Source organism: Myceligenerans halotolerans (assembly GCF_054782975.1).
The window spans coordinates 1-19,907 of record NZ_BAAGRL010000011.1 but is presented as its reverse complement, the minus strand read 5'-3'; the positions used below and the strand labels follow the sequence as shown (position 1 = coordinate 19,907).

The window sequence follows — 19,907 nt, the reverse complement described above, 5'->3', positions numbered from 1 at the left end:
CGGCGACCACCAAGGAGGCAACCGCATGACCGAAGGTGAGAGCACATCGTGAGCGGGCTCGCGATCCGGGACGCGGTCCCCGACGACGCCGGCCGGCTCGCCGTCGTCCGCCATGCCACCTGGCGGGCCACCTATGGGCGTGGCGTGGCCGCTTCCTGGAGCGACCCGCCGAGCACCGACAGCGAGGCGGCACGCGCGTCGCGGCCTCGTTCCCCGCGGTGGGTGATCAGGAGGTCGACGAGCTGCTCGGTGAGCAGCATCAGCGCCGCCCGCGAGGTGTGGATGAGCTCGTCGTGGAAGCCCTCGGTGATCGGCGGCACGACGAGCAGGACGTCCGCCAGCTCGGCGACGGCCGAGCCAGAGAACGACGTGACCACCAGCACCTTCGCCCCGCCGGCCCGCGCCGCGCGCATCGACTCCAGCGTGACCCGGCTCGCGCCGGAACCCGAGAAGACGACGGCGGCGGCCCCCGCCCCGAGCTGCCGCGCCGCGATCTGCTCTGACATCGCGTCCATGAGCTGCTCGGCCGGGCGCCCTGCCGCGTTGAGGCGGAGCACCATGTCCAGGCCGAGCGGGCTGGAGAGCCCGTTGGCGATGACGAGCACCCGCTCGGCCTCGTCGAGCGTGCGGAGGAACTCGGCGAGCGCCTCCTCGGTGAGCGCGGACATCGCGTGTCCCAGCCGCGCCCCGAAGCGCTCCGCCCCGGCGCGCACGGTGCCCGTGAGGGAGGCGGGGGTGTCGTCGATCCCGTGGGAGGTCTGCTCGTGGGCGAGTTCCTGGACGAGGGCGACGCGCAGTTGCGGGTAGCCGTCGTAGCCGAGGGACTGTGCCGCGCGGATGACCGTGGTGCGTCCGACGCCGACGGCGTCGGCCAGTTCCTGGGCCGTGCGATCGACGGTCGTGGCGCGGTCGGCGGCGATCGCGTCGACCACGCGCCGTTCGGTGGGCTGCAGGGACGGCGCGAGGGAGAGGATGCGCGCCGTCGGCGGGGCGTCAGGCGCTCCTTGCCAGGCCACGGACCGTTGCCCCCTTCATGATGCGCCGGCGGATGGCTCCGGAGATCGCGTCCATGATCATGGTCGCCGCCACGACGACGATCAGCAGCATGCCGACCGTGTCCCACTGCCGGAAGTTGGTGTAGTTCGAGAGCATACTGCCGATCCCGCCCGCGCCGACGAGGCCGAGCACGGCGGACGTGCGGATGTTGATCTCGAACCGGTACAGCGCGGAGGACAGCAACGACGGTGCGGCGGCCGGCCACAGCGCCCACCGGGTGACCTCGGCGGTGCTGCCTCCCGCGGCGCGGACCGCCTCCGAGGCGCCCTCCTGCACCGACTCGATCGTCTCGTACACCCACTTGCCCTGGGTGCCGATGCCGGCGATGCCGAGGGCGAGCGCGCCGGTCAGCGGGGTGAGCCCGGTGACGGTGAGCAGGATCAGCGCGAAGATGACCTCGGGCACGGCGCGGATCACGGCGAACAGTCCTCGCAGGGTCGTGCGCAGCCAGGCCGGTCCGACGCCGCGCGCCGCGAGCATGCCGAGCGGAATGGAGACGACGACGCAGCCGATGGCGCCGATCCACGCCATGGAGATCGATCGCCACGTCTCGAACAGGGCGCGCGGCAGCTTCTCCCAGTTCGGGGCCCCGAACATGAGCACCAGGTAGTCCCAGACCTTGCCGGGCAGCGACGGCAGGTCGCTCCAGGCGATCTTCAGGTCGATCGTCGAGAGCAGAATGACGGTGCCCACGACCAGGGCGATCACGGTGGGCCACAGCCGGGAGGGGCGCGGGGGTACGGGAAGCGGCCCGTCCGCCGTGGGGGTGGCCGCCGGAGCGGTGGCGAGGTTCGTCATACCAGCCTCCTGCGCAGCAGATTGGAGCACACCTCGATGGCGATGACGACCACGAGGATCTCCAGGACGATGACGGACACGTCGTCGTAGGCGTAGAACGCGCGGCGTTCGTCGAGCAGGCGGCCGATGCCGCCGGCGCCGACGATGCCGAGGATCGCCGAGATGCGGACGTTGAGTTCGAGGGTGTACAGCCACTGCCCGGCGAACAGGGGCCACGACTGCGGTAGTGCGGTGACGCGGTTGATCTGCGCCTGGGTGCCGCCGGCGGCGCGGCCGGCCTCCATGTAGCCGTGGTCGGCGGAGTCGATCGCCTCAGAGACGAGCTTGACGATGATCCCGAGGTCGAACAGGAACAGGGTGACCACGCCCGGCAGGACCCCCACACCGAGCATGGCCACCAGCACCGTGGCGTACACGAGGTCGGGCACCGCGCGCACCACGTTGACGACGGCGCGCACGGCCCGGCGGGTCAGCCCGTTCGGGTTCGTCGGCGCGGCCGCCCACAGGGTCAGCGGCACGGAGACGACGGCGGCGAACGCCGCGCCCACCAGCGCCATCTGGAGCGTCTCCAGCAAGGGCCCGAGGGTCCGGGGCAAGAACGTGAAGTCGGGCTGGAGGAACTGGGCGATCTTCCCGGCGCCGTTGCGCCAGTGCTGCGCGATGGCCGCGAGGTCCAGGTCGATGCCCCCGATCGCGGGCACGCAGGTGGCGACCGTGAACGCGGCGAACCCCGCGACGACGAGCGCCGTGCGCAGGTGGTTCCGGGGCCGCGGCGGCACGACGAGGTCGGTGGCCGTCACGGGTGCACGCCCAGCTGGTCCGCGGCCCGCACGGGACGGCCGTAGATCTGCTCGAAGTCGGCGTCCGTCGCCTCGCCCGCGGGCCCGTCGTAGACGATCCCGCCCGCACGCAGCCCGATCATGCGGGTCGTGTACTGCCGTGCGAGATCCATGAGGTGGATGTTGACCAGCACGGTGAGGCCGCGCTCCTGGTTGATCCGGCGCAGGTCGCCCATCACGGAGTGCGCCGTCGGCGGGTCGAGGCTCGCGACGGGCTCGTCGGCCAGCATGATGCTCGGCTCCTGCATGAGGGCCCGGGCGATCGCGACGCGCTGCTTCTGCCCGCCGGAGAGCGCGTCCGCGCGGGTCCACACCTTCTCGAGCATCCCGACGGAGTCGAGCGCGTGCAGGGCACGACGGCGGTCGTCCGCCGTCGGCAGGCCCAGCATCGTCCGGAACGCGGGTGTCCAGGCGAAGCTCCCGACGAGCACGTTGTGGAACACATCGGCGCGCTCGGCCAGGTTGAACCCCTGGAAGATCATGCCGATGTGCCCGCGGGCCGCGCGCAGACGCCGCCCGCGCAACGTGGCGACGTCGTAGGGGCCGACCGTGACCGACCCGCTCGTCGCGCGCACCAGGCCGTTGATCGTGCGGATGAGCGTCGACTTGCCGGAGCCCGACAGCCCGACGACCGAGACCATCTCCCCCGGCTCGATCCGCAGCGAGACGTCCCGCAGTGCCTTCGTGCCGTTCGGATAGGTCACTGACACGCCGTCGAGCGCGACATGCCATGACGTGGACGACGACGTGTCAGTGTGCATCCGGATTCTCCCCTGGCGCTCAGTTCGCGAACTGCTGGAGGATCTCGCCGTAGCGGGCGATCTCCTCGTCGGACGTCTCGGCCGTCCAGTCCGACAGGCCCACGAGGTCGAACATCACGTCCGCGGCCTCGTCGGAGGAGCCGGCGTAGTCGTCCATCAGCGTCGTCAGCTCGGCGACCAGGTCGTCGGGCAGCGACGGCGCGACGGCGACCCCGCCGTTGGGGATCATCTCGGTGTAGGCGAAGGCCACGACGTCGTCGGCCACGCCCGGAGCCTCCTCGAGCACGGTGGTGCGGGCGTCCCAGTAGGCGAACCCGACCTCGGCGTCGCCGTTGTGGACGGCCAGCACGGCGTTGTTGTTGCCCTCGACGGGGATCTGCGTGATCCCCGCGTCGGTGTCGATCCCCGCGTCCCGCATGGCAACGACCGGGTACTGGTAGCCGGCCGGCGAGGTGGCCGCCTGGAGGGCGACCTTCGTGCCGTCGGTGATCTTCGAGAACGCCTCGGTGCCCGCCGGGCCCTGGCCCCCGGCGTCCTGCCCGGCCTCCTCGACGCCGTTGCAGTAGGCCAGCTCGGCGCCGCTCGCGGCGTAGGTGGCCTTGACCGGCTCGCCCGCGCAGTACTTGCCGGGGTTGTTGGTGTAGGCCACCCCGGCGTACGACGTCGCGCCGAAACGCACGTCGCGCAGGATCAGCTCGGCGTCGTACTGCTCGGTCGCCTGGTACAGCGATCCGGCGTCGGTGATGACGACCTGTGCCTGGTCGGCGCCGAGGGCCTCGACCGTCGCCGCGTAGTCGGTGGCGACGACGCCGTTCACCTCGATGCCCAGCCCGTCGGAGAGGTACGCCGTGAGCGGGTCGAGCGCCTCGGCGAGGTCCTCGCCCTCGACGGACGGCACGAGCGAGATGGTGATGGAGTCGGGCCGTTCCCCCGAGCCGGAGGCGTCGGAGGTGCCGCCGCAGCCGGCCAGAGCGAGGGGGACCACGGCGAGGGCGCTCGTGGTGAGCAGGAACTTGCGCATTGTTTGCCTTTCGGTGGTGAGGCGCCTCAGGGGGCGGAGACGCCGGCTGCCGCGGTCGCGGCCCAGGTTTCGATGTCGGTGCGGAGGTCGGCGAGGCTCGCGCCGCGCATCGTGACCGATGCCGGAGAGCTCTCCGCCGTCGCGCCGACCAGGGCGGTGTCGGCGCCGAGCGCCGCTGCCGGCGCGAGGTCGTACTCGGCGATGTCGCCGACGGAGAGCACCGGGCCGGCGGCGAGCGCCCGGCGCGCGATCTCGACGATCCCCTGTGGTTTGCCGACCCGGAAGTGCAGCTCGTCGAAGAGGTCGCGCGCGCCCCAGCCGTCCAGCACGGTGTCGATGCCGTCGCGTGGCGCATTGGTCGCCAGCAGGAGGTCGGCGTGCGGGCGCAGCGTCGTGAGGAAGTCCGCGAGGCCGGGCATCGTGCTCACGGGGGCGTTCTCGCTGCCGAGCTGACGGCGGCTCTGCCGATACGCCGTGTCGGCCGCGGCGGCGTCGACCCCGTCCGCGGCCGCGATCGCCGCGGCGACGTGGTATCCGTCGCGATACGTGAGATCGCCCTTCGCGTGCTCGCCGAGCGCCGCCTCGACCCGCGCGAGATAGCCCGTGTTCGCCCGCGGGGCGAGCAGCCTCGCGTAGGCGAGGACGGGGCCGTGCCCGACGGCGAGGGTGCCGTCGAAGTCGAAGATGATGCTGGGTCTCACGCGCTCTCCACTGCCGGTCTGGACGATGCGTCCAAACTAGCGCGGATTCATGGACGAATCGTCGACAGCGCGATGAACACTCGGTAACAGAATGGGTCCTGGCACCACCGATGAGTTCCGCACGCCCGCCTCGTCCATCCCCACAGCGCGCCGCATCCCGCGGCCAGGTCACACCCCGAGGAGAACCACCATGAGCACCATCGTCGCCACACACTTCGTCTCGCTCGACGGCAAGGTCGACCCGACCGGCGGAGATCCCGCGCTGCACGACACGGCGTGGACGTTCAAGACGGTCGACGTCGTCCCGGAGGCCTACGAGCTCAAGGGCCGCGAGCAGGAGGAGGCCGGCGCCCTGCTCCTGGGCCGCACGAGCTACCAGATGTTCGCGCCGGTCTGGCCGGACATGGACGAGTTCACCCGGTACAACACCCTGCCCAAGTACGTCGTCTCCACGTCCCTCACCGAGGACGACCTGACCGACAACTGGGGCGAGACCACCATCCTGCGCTCGCTGGACGACGTCGCGCGGCTCAAGGAGTCCGGCAGCGACGAGATCCAGGTGCACGGCAGCGTCAGCCTCACCCGCGCGCTCGCGGACGCGGGACTGATCGACTCGTACCACCTGCTCGTCTTCCCGGTGCTCCTGGGCCAGGGGAAGCCGCTGTTCAGCGACGCCGACAAGCCGGCGCAGAAGCTCCGGCTCGTCGAGCACGACGTGTACGACAACGGCATCCAGAAGCAGGTGTTCGAGGTCGAGCGCTGACGCCCGCGAAGGCTAGACCGTCGCCCGCTCCCGCCGCTTCAGCCAGACGCCCAGCACGAGCAGCACCGCGATCGCCGCGTACGCGGAGGCGGCGAACGGGCTGGTGACCAGGTAGGTCAGGTCGCCCTGGCTGATGGCGAGGGAGCGGCGCAGCCGGTCCTCGGCCATCGGGCCGAGGATCATGCCCACCACCATCGGCGCCACCGGGTAACCGTACCGGCGCATCATGAACCCGGCCAGGCCCACCAGCACCAGGAGCAGCACGTCCACGGGCGAGAAGTTCAGCGCGTAGGAACCCAGCGCGCCGAACAGGAGGATGCCCGCGTACAGGTAGTGCCGCGGGATCTGCAGCACCTTCACCCACATGCCCACCAGCGGCAGGTTGAGGACGAGCAGCATGACGTTGCCGATGTACAGGCTCGCGACCAGCGCCCACACCAGGGCCGGCTCGTTGACCATGAGCAGCGGTCCGGGCTGGATGGCGTACGACTGGAACGCGACGAGGATGATCGCCGCGGTCGCCGTCGTCGGCAGTCCGAGCGTGAGCAGCGGGACGAGCACGCCCGACGCCGCGGCGTTGTTCGCCGCCTCCGGGCCCGCGACGCCCTCGATCGCGCCCTTGCCGAACTGCTTGCGCCGCTGCTTCCCCGCGAGGCGGCGCTCGGCGGCGTAGGAGAGGAACGTCGCGACGTCGGCCCCGCCGGCCGGGATGGTGCCCACCGGGAACCCGATGGCGGCGCCGCGCAGCCACGGCTTCCAGGAACGCCGCCAGTCGTCGCGCTTCATCCAGCCCCGCCAGCCCTTCTCGACGGGGATGATCTCGACCGGTCCGTGCCGCATCCGCGACCCCACGTACAGGGCCTCGCCGACGGCGAACAGGCCGACGGCGACCACGACGACGTCGATCCCGTCCGCGAGGTTGGGCACGCCGAAGGTGAACCGCTGCTGCCCCGTCAGGGTGTCGGTGCCGACCAGGCCCAGGAACAGGCCCAGCGAGAGCGACGCGAGCCCGCGCGGCACGGAGCTGCCGAGCAGCGCGCCGACGGTGATGAAGGCGACCACCATGAGCGCGAAGTAGTCGGGCTCGCCGAGCTGCACGGCCATCCGGGCGACGTACGGCGCGACGAAAGTGAGCGCCACCGTGGCGAGCGACCCGGCGACGAACGAGCCGATCGCGGCCGTAGCGAGCGCCGCCGCCCCCCGCCCGGCGCGGGCCATCTTGTTGCCCTCGAGCGCGGTGACGATCGAGGCGGACTCGCCGGGGGTGTTGAGCAGGATGGACGTGGTGGATCCGCCGTACATGCCGCCGTAGTAGATGCCGGCGAAGACGATGATCGCGGCGGTCGGCTCCATGGTGTAGGTCAGCGGGAGCAGCAGGGCGATGGTCATGGCCGGGCCGATGCCGGGCAGCACGCCGACGGCGGTCCCGATGAACACGCCGAACAGCGCGTACAGCAGGTAGACGGGGTGCAGGACGGTGGTGAAGCCGTCCATCAGTGCCTGGAGGTTATCCACGGAGGAACGGCACCCCTTCCAGCAGCGGGCCCGCCGGGAGCGACAGGCCCAGCACCCCGCCGAAGACCGCCTGGATGACGAGGCCGAGCACGAGCCCGATCACGGCGGCGCGCCACCAGGGGCGCGCGCCCAGCGCGGCGGCCGCTCCGGTGAACAGGAGCGCGGCGGCGAACGGCCAGCCGATCACGTTGATCACGAACACGTGCACCACGAGCGCCACGACGAGCAGGATCATGGTGAGCCAGTCGGTGCGGACCTCGGGGTCGACGTCCTCGCCCTCCTCCTGCTGCCCGGTCCGGCCGCGCAGCACGAGCACGGTCAGCGCGGCCCCGACCGCGAGGAGCATGGCGCCCACCAGGTAGGGGAAGGCGCGCGGGCCGAGCGTGTTGGTGGAGCCCGGCACGACGATGCCTCCCGCGGCGGCCAGGACGTACACGCCGAGGGCCGCGGTGGCCAGGGCGAGGACGAGCTCGCCCCAGCGGCGCTGCTCGGTCGGTCGCGCGGTGGTCTGCTCGGTCATCGGACGAGCCCGATGTCCTGGAGCACGGCCTGGATCTCGGCGATGTTGCCGGTGAGGTAGGTGTCGAACTCGTCGTCGGCGAGGAACGCGTCGTCCCAGCCGTACTCGTCGAGCGTGCCCGCCCAGGCGTCCGACTCGGCCATCTCGGTGACGGCGGCGGTCAGCGCCTCCCGGTCGGCGTCGTCGATGTCCCCGGGCGCGACGACGCCGCGCCAGTTGGTGAGGACGACGTCGTACCCGGACTCCGTGATGGTCGGCGTGTCCGGGAGGGCCGCGACGCGCTCCTCGCCGGAGACGGCCAGCGCCTTCAGCTCGCCCGCCTCGACCTGCTCGGCGTACTCGGCCACGCCCGAGATGCCGGCGTCGACCTTGTTGCCCAGGAGTGCGGCGAGCGACTCGCCGCCGCCGGAGTAGGCGACGTAGTTGAGGTTGTCGGCCACGTCCTCCTCGGCCATGCCCGCGGCCTTGAGCAGCATGCCGGCGACGATGTGGTCGGCCCCGCCGGCCGAGCCGCCGGTGACGGTGACGTCCTTGCCGTTCTCCTCGATGTCCGCCACCAGGTCGTCGAGGGTCTCGTACGGGGACTCCTTCGGGACCACGATCACCTCCTGCTCCTCGGTGAGGCGGGCGATCGGCGTGGTGTCCTCGATCCGGGCCTGGGACTCGTTGGTCTCCACGGCGCCGACCATGACCAGGCCCATCACCAGCAGGGTGTGCGGGTCGGTGGCGTTGGCGATGTTCGCCAGGCCCACGGTGCCGCCGGCGCCGTCGACGTTCGTGACGGTGGCCCGGCCGACCAGGCCCTCGGCCTGCAGGTCGGCCTGCAGGGCGCGGCCCGTCTGGTCCCAGCCGCCGCCGGGCGCGGCGGGGACCACGATGCTGAGCTCGTCGATGGCGGCGTCGTCGCCGTCAGAGTTTGCCTCCAGGCTGCCGCAGCCCGCGAGGGCCAGTGCCAGGGTGACGGCTCCCACCGGGGCGACCCCGGTTCGGCTGATGCGCATGTCTCCTCCTCGAGAAGCGTGGGCCGGCCTGCCACGTCGCCGGCTCTCGGTCCACTGCGGCGTGAGCGTAGGAAGGACCGCGCACCGGAGTCGCATTCTGGTCGCAACGAACGTTGTGGTCGTTTCGGTCACGGCTCGGTACCGCGCCGCCCGGGAACCGGTGCACACTGACGTCGTGAGAAGAGCGATGACGCTCCGGGCGCAGCTGCTGGTGCTGCAGGTCGTCATCGTGCTCGCGGTGGTGTGCGTGACGGGGATCGTCGCCTCGGCGCTGCAGGAACGCCAGCTCCGCGAGGCGTACGTGGACCAGATGACCGGCGTGGCGCAGTCCGTGGCGCACCTGCCGGCCATTCGCGATGCCTTCGACGACGAGGACCCGTCGGCCACGATCCAGCCGATCGCCGAGGTGATCCGCGAGGCGTCCGGCGTGACCTACCTGGTGGTCACCGACGAACGCGGCATGCGCTACTCCCACCCGAACCCCGCACGGATCGGCAAGCAGGTCTCGACCGACCCGTCCGTGCCCCTGTCCGGGCAGGTGTGGACCGGCACCCAGACCGGCACGCTCGGCACGTCCTGGCGCGTCAAGGTGCCCGTGTTCGGCGAGGCGGCCGACGACGCCTCCCCCGCCCCGGTCATCGGTACCGTCAGCGTGGGCGTCCTCGAGTCCGAGCTGCGCGCCGACCTGACCGAGGACCGCTTCTGGCTGCTCGCCGCCCTCGCCGGCGCCACCGTGGTCGGCGTGCTCTGCGCCGCGTGGGTGACCCGCCTCGTCCGCCGCCGCATCTACCTGCTCGAACCGGAGGACATCGCGACCCTGCTGGAGACCCGCGGCCTCACCGACGCCCTGCGCTCGCAGTCGCACGAGTTCGCCAACACCCTGCACGTGATCTCGGGCCTGCTGGAGCTGGGCCGGACCGGGGAGGCGGTCGCCTTCATCGAGCGATCGGGGCACGGCGGGCTGCTCACCGCGTCCGCGGTCGCACCGGGCGTGCGCTCCCCGGAGGTCGCGGCGCTGCTCCTGGTCAAGACCATCACCGCACGCGAGCACGGCGTGACGCTCGACGTCGACGAGGCGTCCGCGCTCGGCGACCCCGGCAGCCCCGAGGCCTCGTCGCTGCACACCGACGCCCTCATCGTGCTCGGGAACCTGATCGACAACGCCGTCGACGCCGCAGGCCCGGAGGGCCGCGTCCGCGTCCTGGTGCGGGCCGGCGGACCGGGGCTGTGCCTCCAGGTGGACGACGACGGGCCTGGCATCCCCGCGCCCCTGCACCACCAGGTGTTCAAGGCCGGGTTCTCCACGAAGGCGCCCGGCGACCGGGACAGCCGCGGTATCGGGCTCGCGCTGGTGCGACGCATCGCGGACCGGCGGGACGGCGACGTCGTCATCGGGACCGGCGACCTCGGCGGGGCGCGGGTGACGGTCGAGCTCCCCGTCGGCTCCCCCGTGCCCTCCGGCTCCCCGGAGGCCGCGCCGTGACCGCGCCCGCCCGCGTGCTCCTCGTCGAGGACGACCCCGCCGTCGCCGTCGTGCACCGCGGCTTCGTGGAGAGCCACCCCCGCTTCGTCGTCGTGGGCGAGGCACGCAACGGCACCGACGCGCTGCGCCTCGCCGCCGCCCTGCGGCCCGACCTCGTACTGCTCGACCTGCACCTGCCCGGCATCGGCGGCCTCGACGTGCTCCGGAGGCTGCGCCTGCTGCCCGGCGAGCCCATCGACGTCGTCGCCACCACCGCCGCGCGCGAGCTCGACACCGTGCGCCAGGCCATGGCCGGCGGCGTCGTCGCCTACCTCGTCAAGCCGTTCACGTCCGCCGCCCTGCGCGAACGGCTCGACGAGGTGTGGCAGCGGCGCGAGGACCTGCGCCGGTCGCGGGGCACCCTCGACCAGGATGAGGTGGACCTGCTGCTGGCCGGGCCGCGCTCCGGCACGGCCGCGCCGCCCAAGGGGCTGTCCGGACGCAGCCGCGCCCTCGTCCAGGAGGCGCTCGCGAGCCTGTGCGGCACGGCGGGTGCGGACGGGGCGGACGGCGTGGATGCCTCGGCGGCCGAGGTCGCCGAGGCGGTCGGGATGTCGCGGGTCAGCGCCCGCCGCTACCTGGAGCACCTGGTCGCCGAGGGGCACGCCCAGGTCGCGCCCCGCTACGGCGCCACGGGCCGGCCGGAGAACCGGTACCGGCCGGTGTGAGAGATCGCGGGTCGACCTCACCACCCTGTGGACCAGGCACTTGCTTACGAACCATGAGGTTGGTTACGCCAGACCCCCGTTTGGCGTAACCAACCTCGTGGTTCGTAAGCAACCGCACGGCCTCATTCAGGCCTCCCGCCAGACTTGTTTTCGGGTGACCGAACTTTTATGGTTTGGGTATGCCCACAACTCGCCGTACGCCGGTCGCGCTCCGTCTCGCCCTCCCGCTCCTCCTGGCCGCCGGCCTCTCCGGCTGCGGCGCCACGTTCGAGGGCCGCGCCGCCGACGACGACCGGCCGGTCGTCCTGACGACGTTCACCGTGCTCGCGGACATCGCGCAGAACGTGGCCGGGGACCACATCCGGGTGGAGTCGATCACGAAGGTCGGCTCGGAGATCCACGGGTACGAGCCGACACCGGGCGACATCGCCAAGGCGTCCGAGGCGGACCTGATCCTCGACAACGGGCTGAACCTGGAGGCGTGGTTCGGCCAGTTCGTGGAGTCGGTGGACGTGCCGCACGTGGTCCTGACCGACGGCGTCGAGCCGATGGACATCACCGAGGACGCCTACGCCGGTAAGCCGAACCCGCACGCCTGGATGAGCCCGCTGAACGTGCAGATCTACGTCGACAACATGGTCGACGCCTTCGGCGAGCTCGACCCGGAGCACGCGGCCGATTTCGAGGCCGACGGCGAGGCGTACAAGGCCGAGCTGCAGCAGGTGCAGGACGAGTTGGTCGACGGGTTGTCGGCGTTGCCCGAGAACGAGCGCGCGCTGGCGACCTGCGAGGGCGCGTTCTCCTACCTCGCCCGCGACGCCGGCCTGACCGAGCAGTACATCTGGCCGGTGAACGCCGAGCAGCAGGCCACCCCGCAGCAGATCACCTCCATGATCGAGTTCGTCAAGGAGAACGACGTCCCCGCCGTGTTCTGCGAGTCGACCGTGTCGGACAAGCCGATGCAGCAGGTGGTCGACGCGACCGACGCCACCTTCGGCGGGACGCTCTACGTCGACTCCCTCTCGGAGGCCGACGGGCCGGTGCCGACCTACCTCGACCTGATCCGCTACGACAGCACGACCATCCTCGACGCCCTCAGCGGGGACGACGCGTGACCACCGCACCCTCGGCCACGATCGAGGTGGACGACGTCGTCGTCCGCTACGGCGAGGTCCTGGCCCTGGACGGGGTGTCCCTGCGCGTGCCACCAGGCCGGGTGACCGGGCTGATCGGGATGAACGGGTCCGGTAAGTCGACCCTCTTCAAGACGATCATGGGCATGGTCCGCCCCGACCGGGGCGGCGTCCTCCTCGACGGCGCCGCCCCAACGGCGGCGCGCAAGCGCGGCCTGGTCGGGTACGTCCCGCAGAGCGAGGACGTCGACTGGGCGTTCCCCGTCTCCGTCCGCGACGTCGTGATGATGGGACGCTACGGACGCCAGGGCCTCACCCGCCGCGCCCGCCCGGCCGACCACTCGGCGGTCACCGAGGCCCTGGAACGCGTCGAGCTGACCGACTACGCCGAACGACAGATCGGGCAGCTCTCCGGCGGGCAGCGCAAGCGCGCGTTCGTCGCCCGCGGCATCGCCCAGGACGCCCGGATCCTGCTCCTGGACGAGCCGTTCGCCGGCGTCGACAAGCGCTCCGAGGCCACCATCGTGCGGCTGCTGCGGGAACTGGCCGACGACGGCCGCACCGTCCTGGTCTCCACCCACGACCTGCACGCCCTCCCCCGGCTGGCCGACGAGGCCGCGCTCCTGCTGCGCCGGGTGCTGTTCCACGGCGACGTCTCCGAGGCGCTGCGACCCGAGAACCTCGCCCGCGCGTTCGGCCTGGACGTGCTCGACCACGAGGAATCCGCATGAACCCGCTCGACCTGCTCCTGGAGCCCCTGCAGTACGACTTCATGGTGCGCGCGCTCGTGACCACGGTGATCGCCGCCGTGGTGTGCGCGCTGCTGTCCTGCTGGCTCGTCCTGGTGGGCTGGTCGCTGATGGGCGACGCCGTCTCCCACGCCGTCCTGCCCGGCGTCGTCATCGCCTACGTCCTCGGTGTGCCGTTCGCGATCGGGGCTCTCGTGTTCGGGTTCCTCGCCGTCGTCCTGATCGGCACGATCCGCGGCACGAGCCGCGTCAAGGAGGACGCGGCGATCGGGATCGTGTTCACCACCCTGTTCGCCCTCGGTCTCGTCCTCATCTCCGTGACGCCCAGCCAGACCGACCTGAACCACATCATCTTCGGCAACATCCTGGGCGTCTCCGACGTGGAACTCGTCCAGATCGCGATCCTGGCCGCCGTCGCCTTCGTGACGCTCGTCGTCAAACGCCGCGACCTGACGCTGTACGCGTTCGACCGCCTGCACGCCCACGCCATCGGGCTCTCGCCCCGGTTCCTCGGGGCGCTGCTGCTCGGGCTCCTCGCCCTGACCGCCGTCGTCGCCCTCCAGGTGGTCGGCGTGATCCTGGTCGTGGCGATGCTGATCATCCCGGGCGCCACCGCCTACCTGCTCACCGACCGGTTCGGGCGGATGCTCGTGATCGCGCCCGTGATGTCGGCGGTCTGCTCGGTGGTGGGGATCTACCTCAGCTACTGGCTCGACGCGGCGTCGGGCGGGCTCGTGGTGGTGGTGCAGGGGGCCGCGTTCGCGCTCGTGTACCTGTTCGCGCCGCGGCACGGGCTGCTCGGCAAGCGGCTGGCCGCGGGACGACGGCGGGTGGCATCGCGTCCGGACATGGTGGCCTGAGGCGGGACGTCCGCCCGGGCACATCCTCGTCGTCACCTGAGTGCCCCCTATGCGTTATAGTTCCGTATGTGATGGGGGTTCACCCCCCAGCGATCCCGGCACCACCTGAACTGTCCCTGCGCAAGGTCGATCCTTCCTGTCGCACAGCTCACGGAGGTACGCATGCCGACCGACGCCTCACGTGCCATGGCCGAGATCTTGTCCGGCCCGCTGGGTGACGTGTTCCTTGTGCCCGGGCAGGGGGTGGATCCCGTCGGCGCCATGGCACGTGACTCCTTGGCCGGAAGCGGAACGGTCAGGCAAGCGCTGTCGGTCGTGGATTCCGTTGCCGCCGACCATGGCTATCCAGCGGTCACGGGTCTGGTGCTCGGATCGGCGAACGGGTCCGAGCAGGAGTACGGCGCGACGCAGCTCGCTCTCTATGCCGCTTCCGTTGCCGTCCTGGCCGTGTTGCGCGAGCATGGCCCGCGCCCCGGCGCCGTCGTCGGGCAGAGCATGGGCGAGATCGCGGCACGTGTCGCCTCGGGCGTGTACTCCGTCGAGTCCGGCGCACGTGCCGTCTGCTTCCTGAACGACGCTCACGCCGCGCACCCGTGCGAGGGCGGGCTCGTCATGGCGACGGCCGGCGAGCAGGGCGCCCGGGAGCTGATCGCACGCGCAGGCTCGTCGGACCTGTTCATCGCCGGGGTGATCACCGCCAGGCACACGCTGCTCGTCGGCGGCGAGGAAGCCCTCGGATCACTGCTCGCCCTCGCCGGCGAGCCAGGAGTGCCGGCACTTCAACGCCTCTCCGTGCAGTACACGACCCACCATCCCGGGCTCGGACCGATCCGCCGGCAGTTCGAGTCGGCACTTCGCACGCTGCCGATACAGCCCCTCCAGGTGCCGTTGTACTCGGTCGTCGGGCGACGCTGGTATACCGACGACGACGACTTCTGCGGAGTTCTGGCGGACTGCGTCACCAGGCCGATGTATCTGCTCGAGGCGTTGGAGCAGTTTTCGGCGAACCTCCCGGAGCGATTCATCGAGCTCGGCGCGGGCGACAGCATGACGCGCGCGGCAAGCGTTGTGCTGCGTGGCGTGGCTACGGTCGCGCCCCTGGCGCGTGACCTTTCCTGGTTCTCCGATCTCATCGACCCATCCGCGTCATCCGTGGCCTCGTGATTCCGGCCTGCCGCCCGACACCAAGGGAAGTGACCGATGCCAAATATCCAGGTACCCGAGTTCGACCCGTCGTCGCTGCCGCCGACCTTGGCGAGGTTCGCCGAGGGCGACGCCCTCCTCAACGTCCTCAAGATCCTCCTCCGATCACCGCGGATTGCTGAGGCCGTGGGCAACCTCGGTGCCGTGCAGTTCGCCCACAGCAGCCTGCCCGACGTGGATCGGGAACTGGCGATCCTGGCAGCAGGCACCTGCTACGTGTCCGCCTACGAGACGGCTCAGCACGAGCCCATCTCACGGGCGGTCGGGGTGACCGACGAGCAGCGCGCCGCCCTCGCCGGGGGACGCTGGGACAGCACGGCGTTCAGCACGGCTCAGGCAACGATGATCCGGTTCGTGGTCGCCACGGCCGAAGGCTCGACGGTGCCACCGGAGCTCCTCGGCGAGGTCCGTCACCACTACACCGATCAGCAGGTTGTCGAACTGGTCGTGCAGACCGGGTACTACTTCCTCATCGGCCGGATCACGACGGTGCTCGACCTCGAGATCGACGTCCCCGAGGACGCCCGGGTGTTCGATGCGGGCAGGAACGCCGCTAGGGCCGAGCCGTCCGGCGACAGCCCGGCCCCGTGACCGCGGCGGCGTCCCGGGAGCAGTCGGACGCCAGGGGCGCGACCATGGACGCATGATGCTCGCCGAGGTCGTCGCCACGTCCGAGGTCGTCGCCGCCACGCGCTCGCGCCTCGCCAAGCGCGCGGCCATCGCCGGCTGCCTGCGGCGCGGTGCCGCTGACGCCGCCAGCCCGAGCGCCGACACGGGCCCGGACGTCACCGGCGCCGAAGAGTTGGAGATCGCCGTCGCCTATCTGGCCGGTGAGCTGCGCCAGCGGCGCACCGGACTGGGGTGGGCCACGCTGCGCGATCTCCCGGCGCCTGCCGCGACCCCGACCCTCACACTGCACGACGTCGATGCCGCGCTCGGCGCCCTGTCCGGGCTCGCCGGGCCGGGATCCGAGGCCGCCCGTGCCGCCGCGACGTCGGCCCTGTTCGGTGCCGCAACCGATCGCGAGCAGGTGTTCCTGCGCGGCCTGATCACCGGCGAGCTGCGGCAGGGCGCGCTCGACTCGGTGGCCGTGGACGCCGTCGCCGAGGCGGCGGACGTCCCCGCCGAGGCCGTCCGCCGCGCCGTGATGCTCCGCGGAGCGACCGGGCCGGTCGCGAGCGCCGCGCTGCTCTCCCCCGATCCGCTCGCCGCCCTCGCCGGCTTCTCGCTCGAGGTGGGCCGTCCGGTGCGGCCGATGCTCGCCCAGTCGGCGCCCGACGTCGGCGCCGCGCTCGCGAAGCTGCCCGCGGGCGGCGGCGCCTGCGTCGACGTGAAGCTCGACGGGATCCGCATCCAGGTGCACCGGGCCGACGACGACGTCCGCGTCTTCACGCGGTCCCTGGACGACATCACGCAGCGCGTGCCGGAGATCGTCGCGGCCGTGCGCGAACTCCCGGAACCGCGCCTGGTGCTGGACGGCGAGGCGATCGTCCTGGGGCCCGACGGCGTGCCGCGGCCGTTCCAGGAAACGGCGGCGCGGTCGGCGACGCATGAGGTGGGCGGCGACCCGCCCGCCGGGACCAGCAGCGGGACAGCCTCGGGGCCGAGCGGCGCGCCTGCTCCTGCACTGGAGGCCGTCACTCTCACCCCGTTCTTCTTCGACGTCCTGCACGCGGGTGGCCGCGACCTCATCGACGCGCCGCTGCGCGACCGGCTCGCCGTGCTCGACCGCGTCGCCGGTCCGCATACCGTCCGCCGCCTGATGGGGGCCGAGGCCGAGAGCGAGGCCGGCGTCGACCGATCAGGTACCGCCGTCCGAACCGCGGCAGCCGCCGTCGTCGGCTCCGGGGACAACGAGGCGGATGCCGGACACGGAGCCGACGACCCGGCCGACGACGACGCAGCGCTTTTCACTGAGTTCTTCGAGCAAGCCGTCCACGAGGGCCAGGAAGGTGTCGTCGTGAAGTCGCTCGACTCGGTCTACGCCGCGGGCCGGCGCGGCGCGGGCTGGATCAAGGTGAAGCCACGCAAGACCCTCGACCTGGTGGTCCTCGCCGTCGAATGGGGATCCGGCCGCCGCCAGGGCAAGCTCTCCAACATCCACCTGGGCGCCCGCCGGCCCGACCCGGACGGCGCCGACGACTTCGTGATGCTGGGCAAGACCTTCAAGGGAATGACGGACACCATGCTCGAGTGGCAGACCGAGCGGTTCCTTGCACTGGAGACCTCGCGCGAGGGCCATGTGGTGCACCTCCGCCCCGAGCAGGTCGTGGAGATCGCCTTCGACGGCCTCCAGCGCTCCACCCGCTACCCCGGCGGCCTGGCACTCCGCTTCGCCCGGGTTCTCCGCTACCGTGGCGACAAGACCGCCGCCGAGGCCGACACGATCGACACGGTGCGCGCGCTCGCGGGCTGAACGGCTCACCGCGACCGTGGCGGGGCATGGAGCCGGAAGAAGCCCTCTTCCTGGTCCATCACGAACAGTTGGACCGCGTTGGGTTCGCGCCACGGCACCTCGAAGAACCGTTGCCGGAGAGCATCCAGGTCGGCGTAGTTCAACGCACCCGCCCAGACCTCGCACTCGGGTTCCTTCCAGCCGCCCCATGGCGCTTTCCCGCTCCTGCAAGCGGCCTCAGGTACCCCACGCCGTGGGCATCAGGCATCGAACGAAGGGGCGCTTGCGTGCGCAACCACTCGCTCAGCGCTTCCGCGTTGTCGTTGTCGTTCATGGCGACCGAGACCATGATGTTCGCCACCCAGCTCATAGCGATCGTTGTACTCGAACAAGCAGCCGCGTGACCAATCGCTTCGAGAGCGATCACACGTTGAAGCGGAACGTCGTCCAGGGGAAACGGTGGGGGCGGGCGGGACGCAGGAACGGCTGGGATCGTTGGAATTCCAACGATCCCAGCCGTTGGCGGGTGTGGGGTCCGACGGCGGGGTGCGGACTTCTTGCGGACTGGGTGCGGACTGCATCTTTCCGTGCTCCCGCCGCTCCGAGCAGTCGGCTGCAGAGCGCGGCCCCCGGCTACGGCGAGGAAGCTGACGCCGGCTGGCGCCAGGACGTCCGCATTGACGTGAGCTACCGCCGATAGGCTGCCGGACGTGGTGACACAGGTCGATCCGCTGGCGGGTCTCGACGAGGTCGAGTGGGAGTGGCTGGTCCACGCATACGGCGCCGCCAAGGACGTACCGGCGAACCTGCGTGCGCTACACAGCCGAGACCCACGGGTTCGACACGACGCGCTGGTCCACCTCAGCGCTTCCGTGACGCATCAGGGCAGCAGGTATTCGGCGTCTGCTCCCGTCGCGCGGTTCGTCGTGGAACTCGTCCTGGCCCCGGACGCGCTCGACCGCGGGGGGCTGCTTGAGTTCCTGTGCGCACTGGCGGTCGGGATCGACGACGAACGGTTGCCGGCTGGGGTGCCGATCTCCGAGTGGCGGGATGAGGCCGCGCAGGTGGAAGCAGAGCGCGAGGCGCTGGTTGCTGGCGCGGCAGAGTGTGCAGACAGCGAGATGAAGCGTGGGCCCGATCGTGAGTTGTGGCTCCGCAATCCGTTCAGCGGCCTGGCTCTGAGCCCGGACACTGTCGCTGCCTACGACGCGGTACGTGACGAACTGCCCCGCCTTGTTCGGTTCCTCGGATCGCACCGGAGCGTCGAGCGCGCACGCGTCGCCTACCTGACCGGCATGTTCCCCGAGTCCGCGGCACAGACCGTGCCACTCCTCGCCGACCGTCTCGACGTCGAAACCGACGAGCACGCACTGACATCCACGCTCATCGCACACGGATTGATCGCCAGCCCGTCCGCAACGCTTGACCGTGTGGCACGGTTTCTCGACGACCAACCGCCGCTGGTGCGATGGGGCGCGGCAACAGCGCTGGCCCGAGCATCAGCAACCGACTCCAGGCCACCAGGCCGCCGAGTCATCAGGATCCTCATCGACTCGACCGTGCACCAGGATGTGCCCGACCTTCGGATCCACGACGGCTGGATCGGGTCCTATGCGGCCAAGAGCCTGACATCGATCAGGCACTGGCTCACCGCGGCAGACGTCGAGGATCTTGCCGACCGGCTTCCGCTCGCCGCCTCCAACTTCAACCGCGACCGGTTGCTCGACGCCATCCTGTCCGCCGCGTTTCCCGGCGCGGGTCCCGCGGCTAACGTCAGGCTGGACGGCCTGACACCGGTGCAACAGCACGCCCTGCGAGCGGTCCTTCCGGTCTGGGAATCGGACGACTCCTGGATGAGCACGATCCCTGGCACCTTGGCCCGCCACGGACTCATCTGCAGTCGTTCCGAGATCGAGGCGGCCCTCACCACCAACTAGGCTCGACGGTCGCACCGCGGGGTTCCACCCGGACGAGGCCGGACGCTCCGCGCGGCGTCCGAACCGTCGTACGATCTGCTGGTCTGTCGGGCCGACATGGAGATGCTGAGTGACTGCAACCGTGCTGTGCATCGACTTCATCACGTCTGTGGCAATCCCCTGAAACCGTGGAGACGTGATTTTGCTTTGGTCTGGCAGTCGTGGGTCGTGGCTGCCAGGGTGTTCGGGGCGGCTGTGTCCGGAGCCGCCCGGCCGGGTGGAGTCGCGGGTCAAGGCTGCCGCGTAGCGGTACCCCCGTAGGGGGCTTGGCCTTGAGGCGCGGCGGAACGCGGCGACGCTGGAGCGACGGCCGCCCGGGCAGAAGCGTGTTCATGCCGCCTTCCTGCCGGTGTCGTCGGCCGGGCCCGGCTGGCCGGTCTCGAACTCGATCGGGGACTTCATGCCCAGGGCGGTGTGGAACCGGTC

20 protein-coding genes are annotated in these 19,907 nt (G+C 71.2%); 11 read left to right on the top strand and 9 right to left on the bottom strand.

The window, feature by feature from the left end:
• Positions 1-131: 131 nt before the first annotated feature.
• From ACYVK5_RS08975 to ACYVK5_RS08950, 6 genes are read right to left on the bottom strand one after another with little or no spacing between them, the layout of a single operon-like run.
• Entirely contained in the window at positions 132-1,016 is an 885-nt protein-coding gene (locus ACYVK5_RS08975; protein WP_460704002.1) for a MurR/RpiR family transcriptional regulator, read from the bottom strand.
• Positions 994-1,854, bottom strand: coding sequence for a phosphonate ABC transporter, permease protein PhnE (gene phnE, locus ACYVK5_RS08970; RefSeq protein WP_460704000.1), 861 nt, complete (start codon positions 1,852-1,854; stop codon positions 994-996). The genes ACYVK5_RS08975 and phnE (ACYVK5_RS08970) overlap by 23 nt, the downstream gene beginning before the upstream one ends.
• Positions 1,851-2,654, bottom strand: a complete 804-nt coding sequence (gene phnE, locus ACYVK5_RS08965) for a phosphonate ABC transporter, permease protein PhnE (protein WP_460703998.1) — start codon at positions 2,652-2,654, stop codon at positions 1,851-1,853. Before phnE (ACYVK5_RS08965) ends, phnE (ACYVK5_RS08970) begins: the two co-directional genes overlap by 4 nt.
• The gene (gene phnC / locus ACYVK5_RS08960; RefSeq protein WP_460703996.1) at positions 2,651-3,454 is read right to left on the bottom strand and encodes a phosphonate ABC transporter ATP-binding protein; all 804 of its coding nucleotides are present in this window, start codon (positions 3,452-3,454) and stop codon (positions 2,651-2,653) included. Before phnC ends, phnE (ACYVK5_RS08965) begins: the two co-directional genes overlap by 4 nt.
• Positions 3,455-3,473: 19 nt before the next feature.
• Complete coding sequence (gene phnD / locus ACYVK5_RS08955) at positions 3,474-4,475, bottom strand: phosphate/phosphite/phosphonate ABC transporter substrate-binding protein (RefSeq protein ID WP_460703994.1); 1,002 nt, start codon at positions 4,473-4,475, stop codon at positions 3,474-3,476.
• Between the two features lie 26 nt (positions 4,476-4,501).
• Positions 4,502-5,176: an HAD family hydrolase gene (locus ACYVK5_RS08950; RefSeq protein ID WP_460703992.1), complete on the bottom strand. Its 675-nt coding sequence runs from the start codon at positions 5,174-5,176 to the stop codon at positions 4,502-4,504.
• A gap of 190 nt (positions 5,177-5,366) precedes the next feature.
• Here ACYVK5_RS08950 and ACYVK5_RS08945 point away from each other — a divergent pair, with 190 nt between their 5' ends.
• Complete coding sequence (locus tag ACYVK5_RS08945) at positions 5,367-5,939, top strand: dihydrofolate reductase family protein (RefSeq protein WP_460703990.1); 573 nt, start codon at positions 5,367-5,369, stop codon at positions 5,937-5,939.
• Between the two features lie 12 nt (positions 5,940-5,951).
• Here the strand turns inward: ACYVK5_RS08945 and ACYVK5_RS08940 are convergent, their stop codons facing one another.
• The 3 genes from ACYVK5_RS08940 to ACYVK5_RS08930 are packed head-to-tail and all read right to left on the bottom strand — an operon-like array spanning position 5,952 to position 8,975.
• Entirely contained in the window at positions 5,952-7,454 is a 1,503-nt protein-coding gene (locus ACYVK5_RS08940) for a tripartite tricarboxylate transporter permease (RefSeq protein WP_460703988.1), read from the bottom strand.
• Complete coding sequence (locus tag ACYVK5_RS08935) at positions 7,447-7,974, bottom strand: tripartite tricarboxylate transporter TctB family protein (RefSeq protein ID WP_460703986.1); 528 nt, start codon at positions 7,972-7,974, stop codon at positions 7,447-7,449. The genes ACYVK5_RS08940 and ACYVK5_RS08935 overlap by 8 nt, the downstream gene beginning before the upstream one ends.
• Positions 7,971-8,975, bottom strand: coding sequence for a Bug family tripartite tricarboxylate transporter substrate binding protein (locus ACYVK5_RS08930; protein WP_460703984.1), 1,005 nt, complete (start codon positions 8,973-8,975; stop codon positions 7,971-7,973). Before ACYVK5_RS08930 ends, ACYVK5_RS08935 begins: the two co-directional genes overlap by 4 nt.
• Positions 8,976-9,150: 175 nt before the next feature.
• Here ACYVK5_RS08930 and ACYVK5_RS08925 point away from each other — a divergent pair, with 175 nt between their 5' ends.
• The 10 genes from ACYVK5_RS08925 to ACYVK5_RS08880 all read left to right on the top strand — a co-directional run bounded on the left by ACYVK5_RS08925 (position 9,151) and on the right by ACYVK5_RS08880 (position 19,442).
• A complete protein-coding gene (locus ACYVK5_RS08925) occupies positions 9,151-10,458 on the top strand; it encodes a sensor histidine kinase (protein WP_460703982.1) in 1,308 nt (435 codons plus the stop codon).
• Positions 10,455-11,165: a response regulator gene (locus ACYVK5_RS08920; RefSeq protein WP_460703980.1), complete on the top strand. Its 711-nt coding sequence runs from the start codon at positions 10,455-10,457 to the stop codon at positions 11,163-11,165. The genes ACYVK5_RS08925 and ACYVK5_RS08920 overlap by 4 nt, the downstream gene beginning before the upstream one ends.
• A 179-nt stretch (positions 11,166-11,344) precedes the next feature.
• Entirely contained in the window at positions 11,345-12,280 is a 936-nt protein-coding gene (locus ACYVK5_RS08915; protein WP_460703978.1) for a metal ABC transporter substrate-binding protein, read from the top strand.
• Positions 12,277-13,029, top strand: coding sequence for a metal ABC transporter ATP-binding protein (locus ACYVK5_RS08910; protein WP_460703976.1), 753 nt, complete (start codon positions 12,277-12,279; stop codon positions 13,027-13,029). The genes ACYVK5_RS08915 and ACYVK5_RS08910 overlap by 4 nt, the downstream gene beginning before the upstream one ends.
• A complete protein-coding gene (locus tag ACYVK5_RS08905) occupies positions 13,026-13,907 on the top strand; it encodes a metal ABC transporter permease (protein ID WP_460703974.1) in 882 nt (293 codons plus the stop codon). The genes ACYVK5_RS08910 and ACYVK5_RS08905 overlap by 4 nt, the downstream gene beginning before the upstream one ends.
• A gap of 162 nt (positions 13,908-14,069) precedes the next feature.
• Entirely contained in the window at positions 14,070-15,071 is a 1,002-nt protein-coding gene (locus ACYVK5_RS08900) for an ACP S-malonyltransferase (protein ID WP_460703972.1), read from the top strand.
• Positions 15,072-15,107: 36 nt separating this feature from the next.
• A complete protein-coding gene (locus ACYVK5_RS08895; protein WP_460703970.1) occupies positions 15,108-15,701 on the top strand; it encodes a carboxymuconolactone decarboxylase family protein in 594 nt (197 codons plus the stop codon).
• A 52-nt stretch (positions 15,702-15,753) separates the two neighbouring features.
• Positions 15,754-17,526, top strand: coding sequence for an ATP-dependent DNA ligase (locus ACYVK5_RS08890; protein WP_460703968.1), 1,773 nt, complete (start codon positions 15,754-15,756; stop codon positions 17,524-17,526).
• Between the two features lie 26 nt (positions 17,527-17,552).
• Entirely contained in the window at positions 17,553-17,909 is a 357-nt protein-coding gene (locus ACYVK5_RS08885; protein ID WP_460703966.1) for a hypothetical protein, read from the top strand.
• Positions 17,910-18,431: 522 nt separating this feature from the next.
• A complete protein-coding gene (locus tag ACYVK5_RS08880; RefSeq protein ID WP_460703964.1) occupies positions 18,432-19,442 on the top strand; it encodes a hypothetical protein in 1,011 nt (336 codons plus the stop codon).
• Positions 19,443-19,907 lie beyond the last annotated feature (465 nt).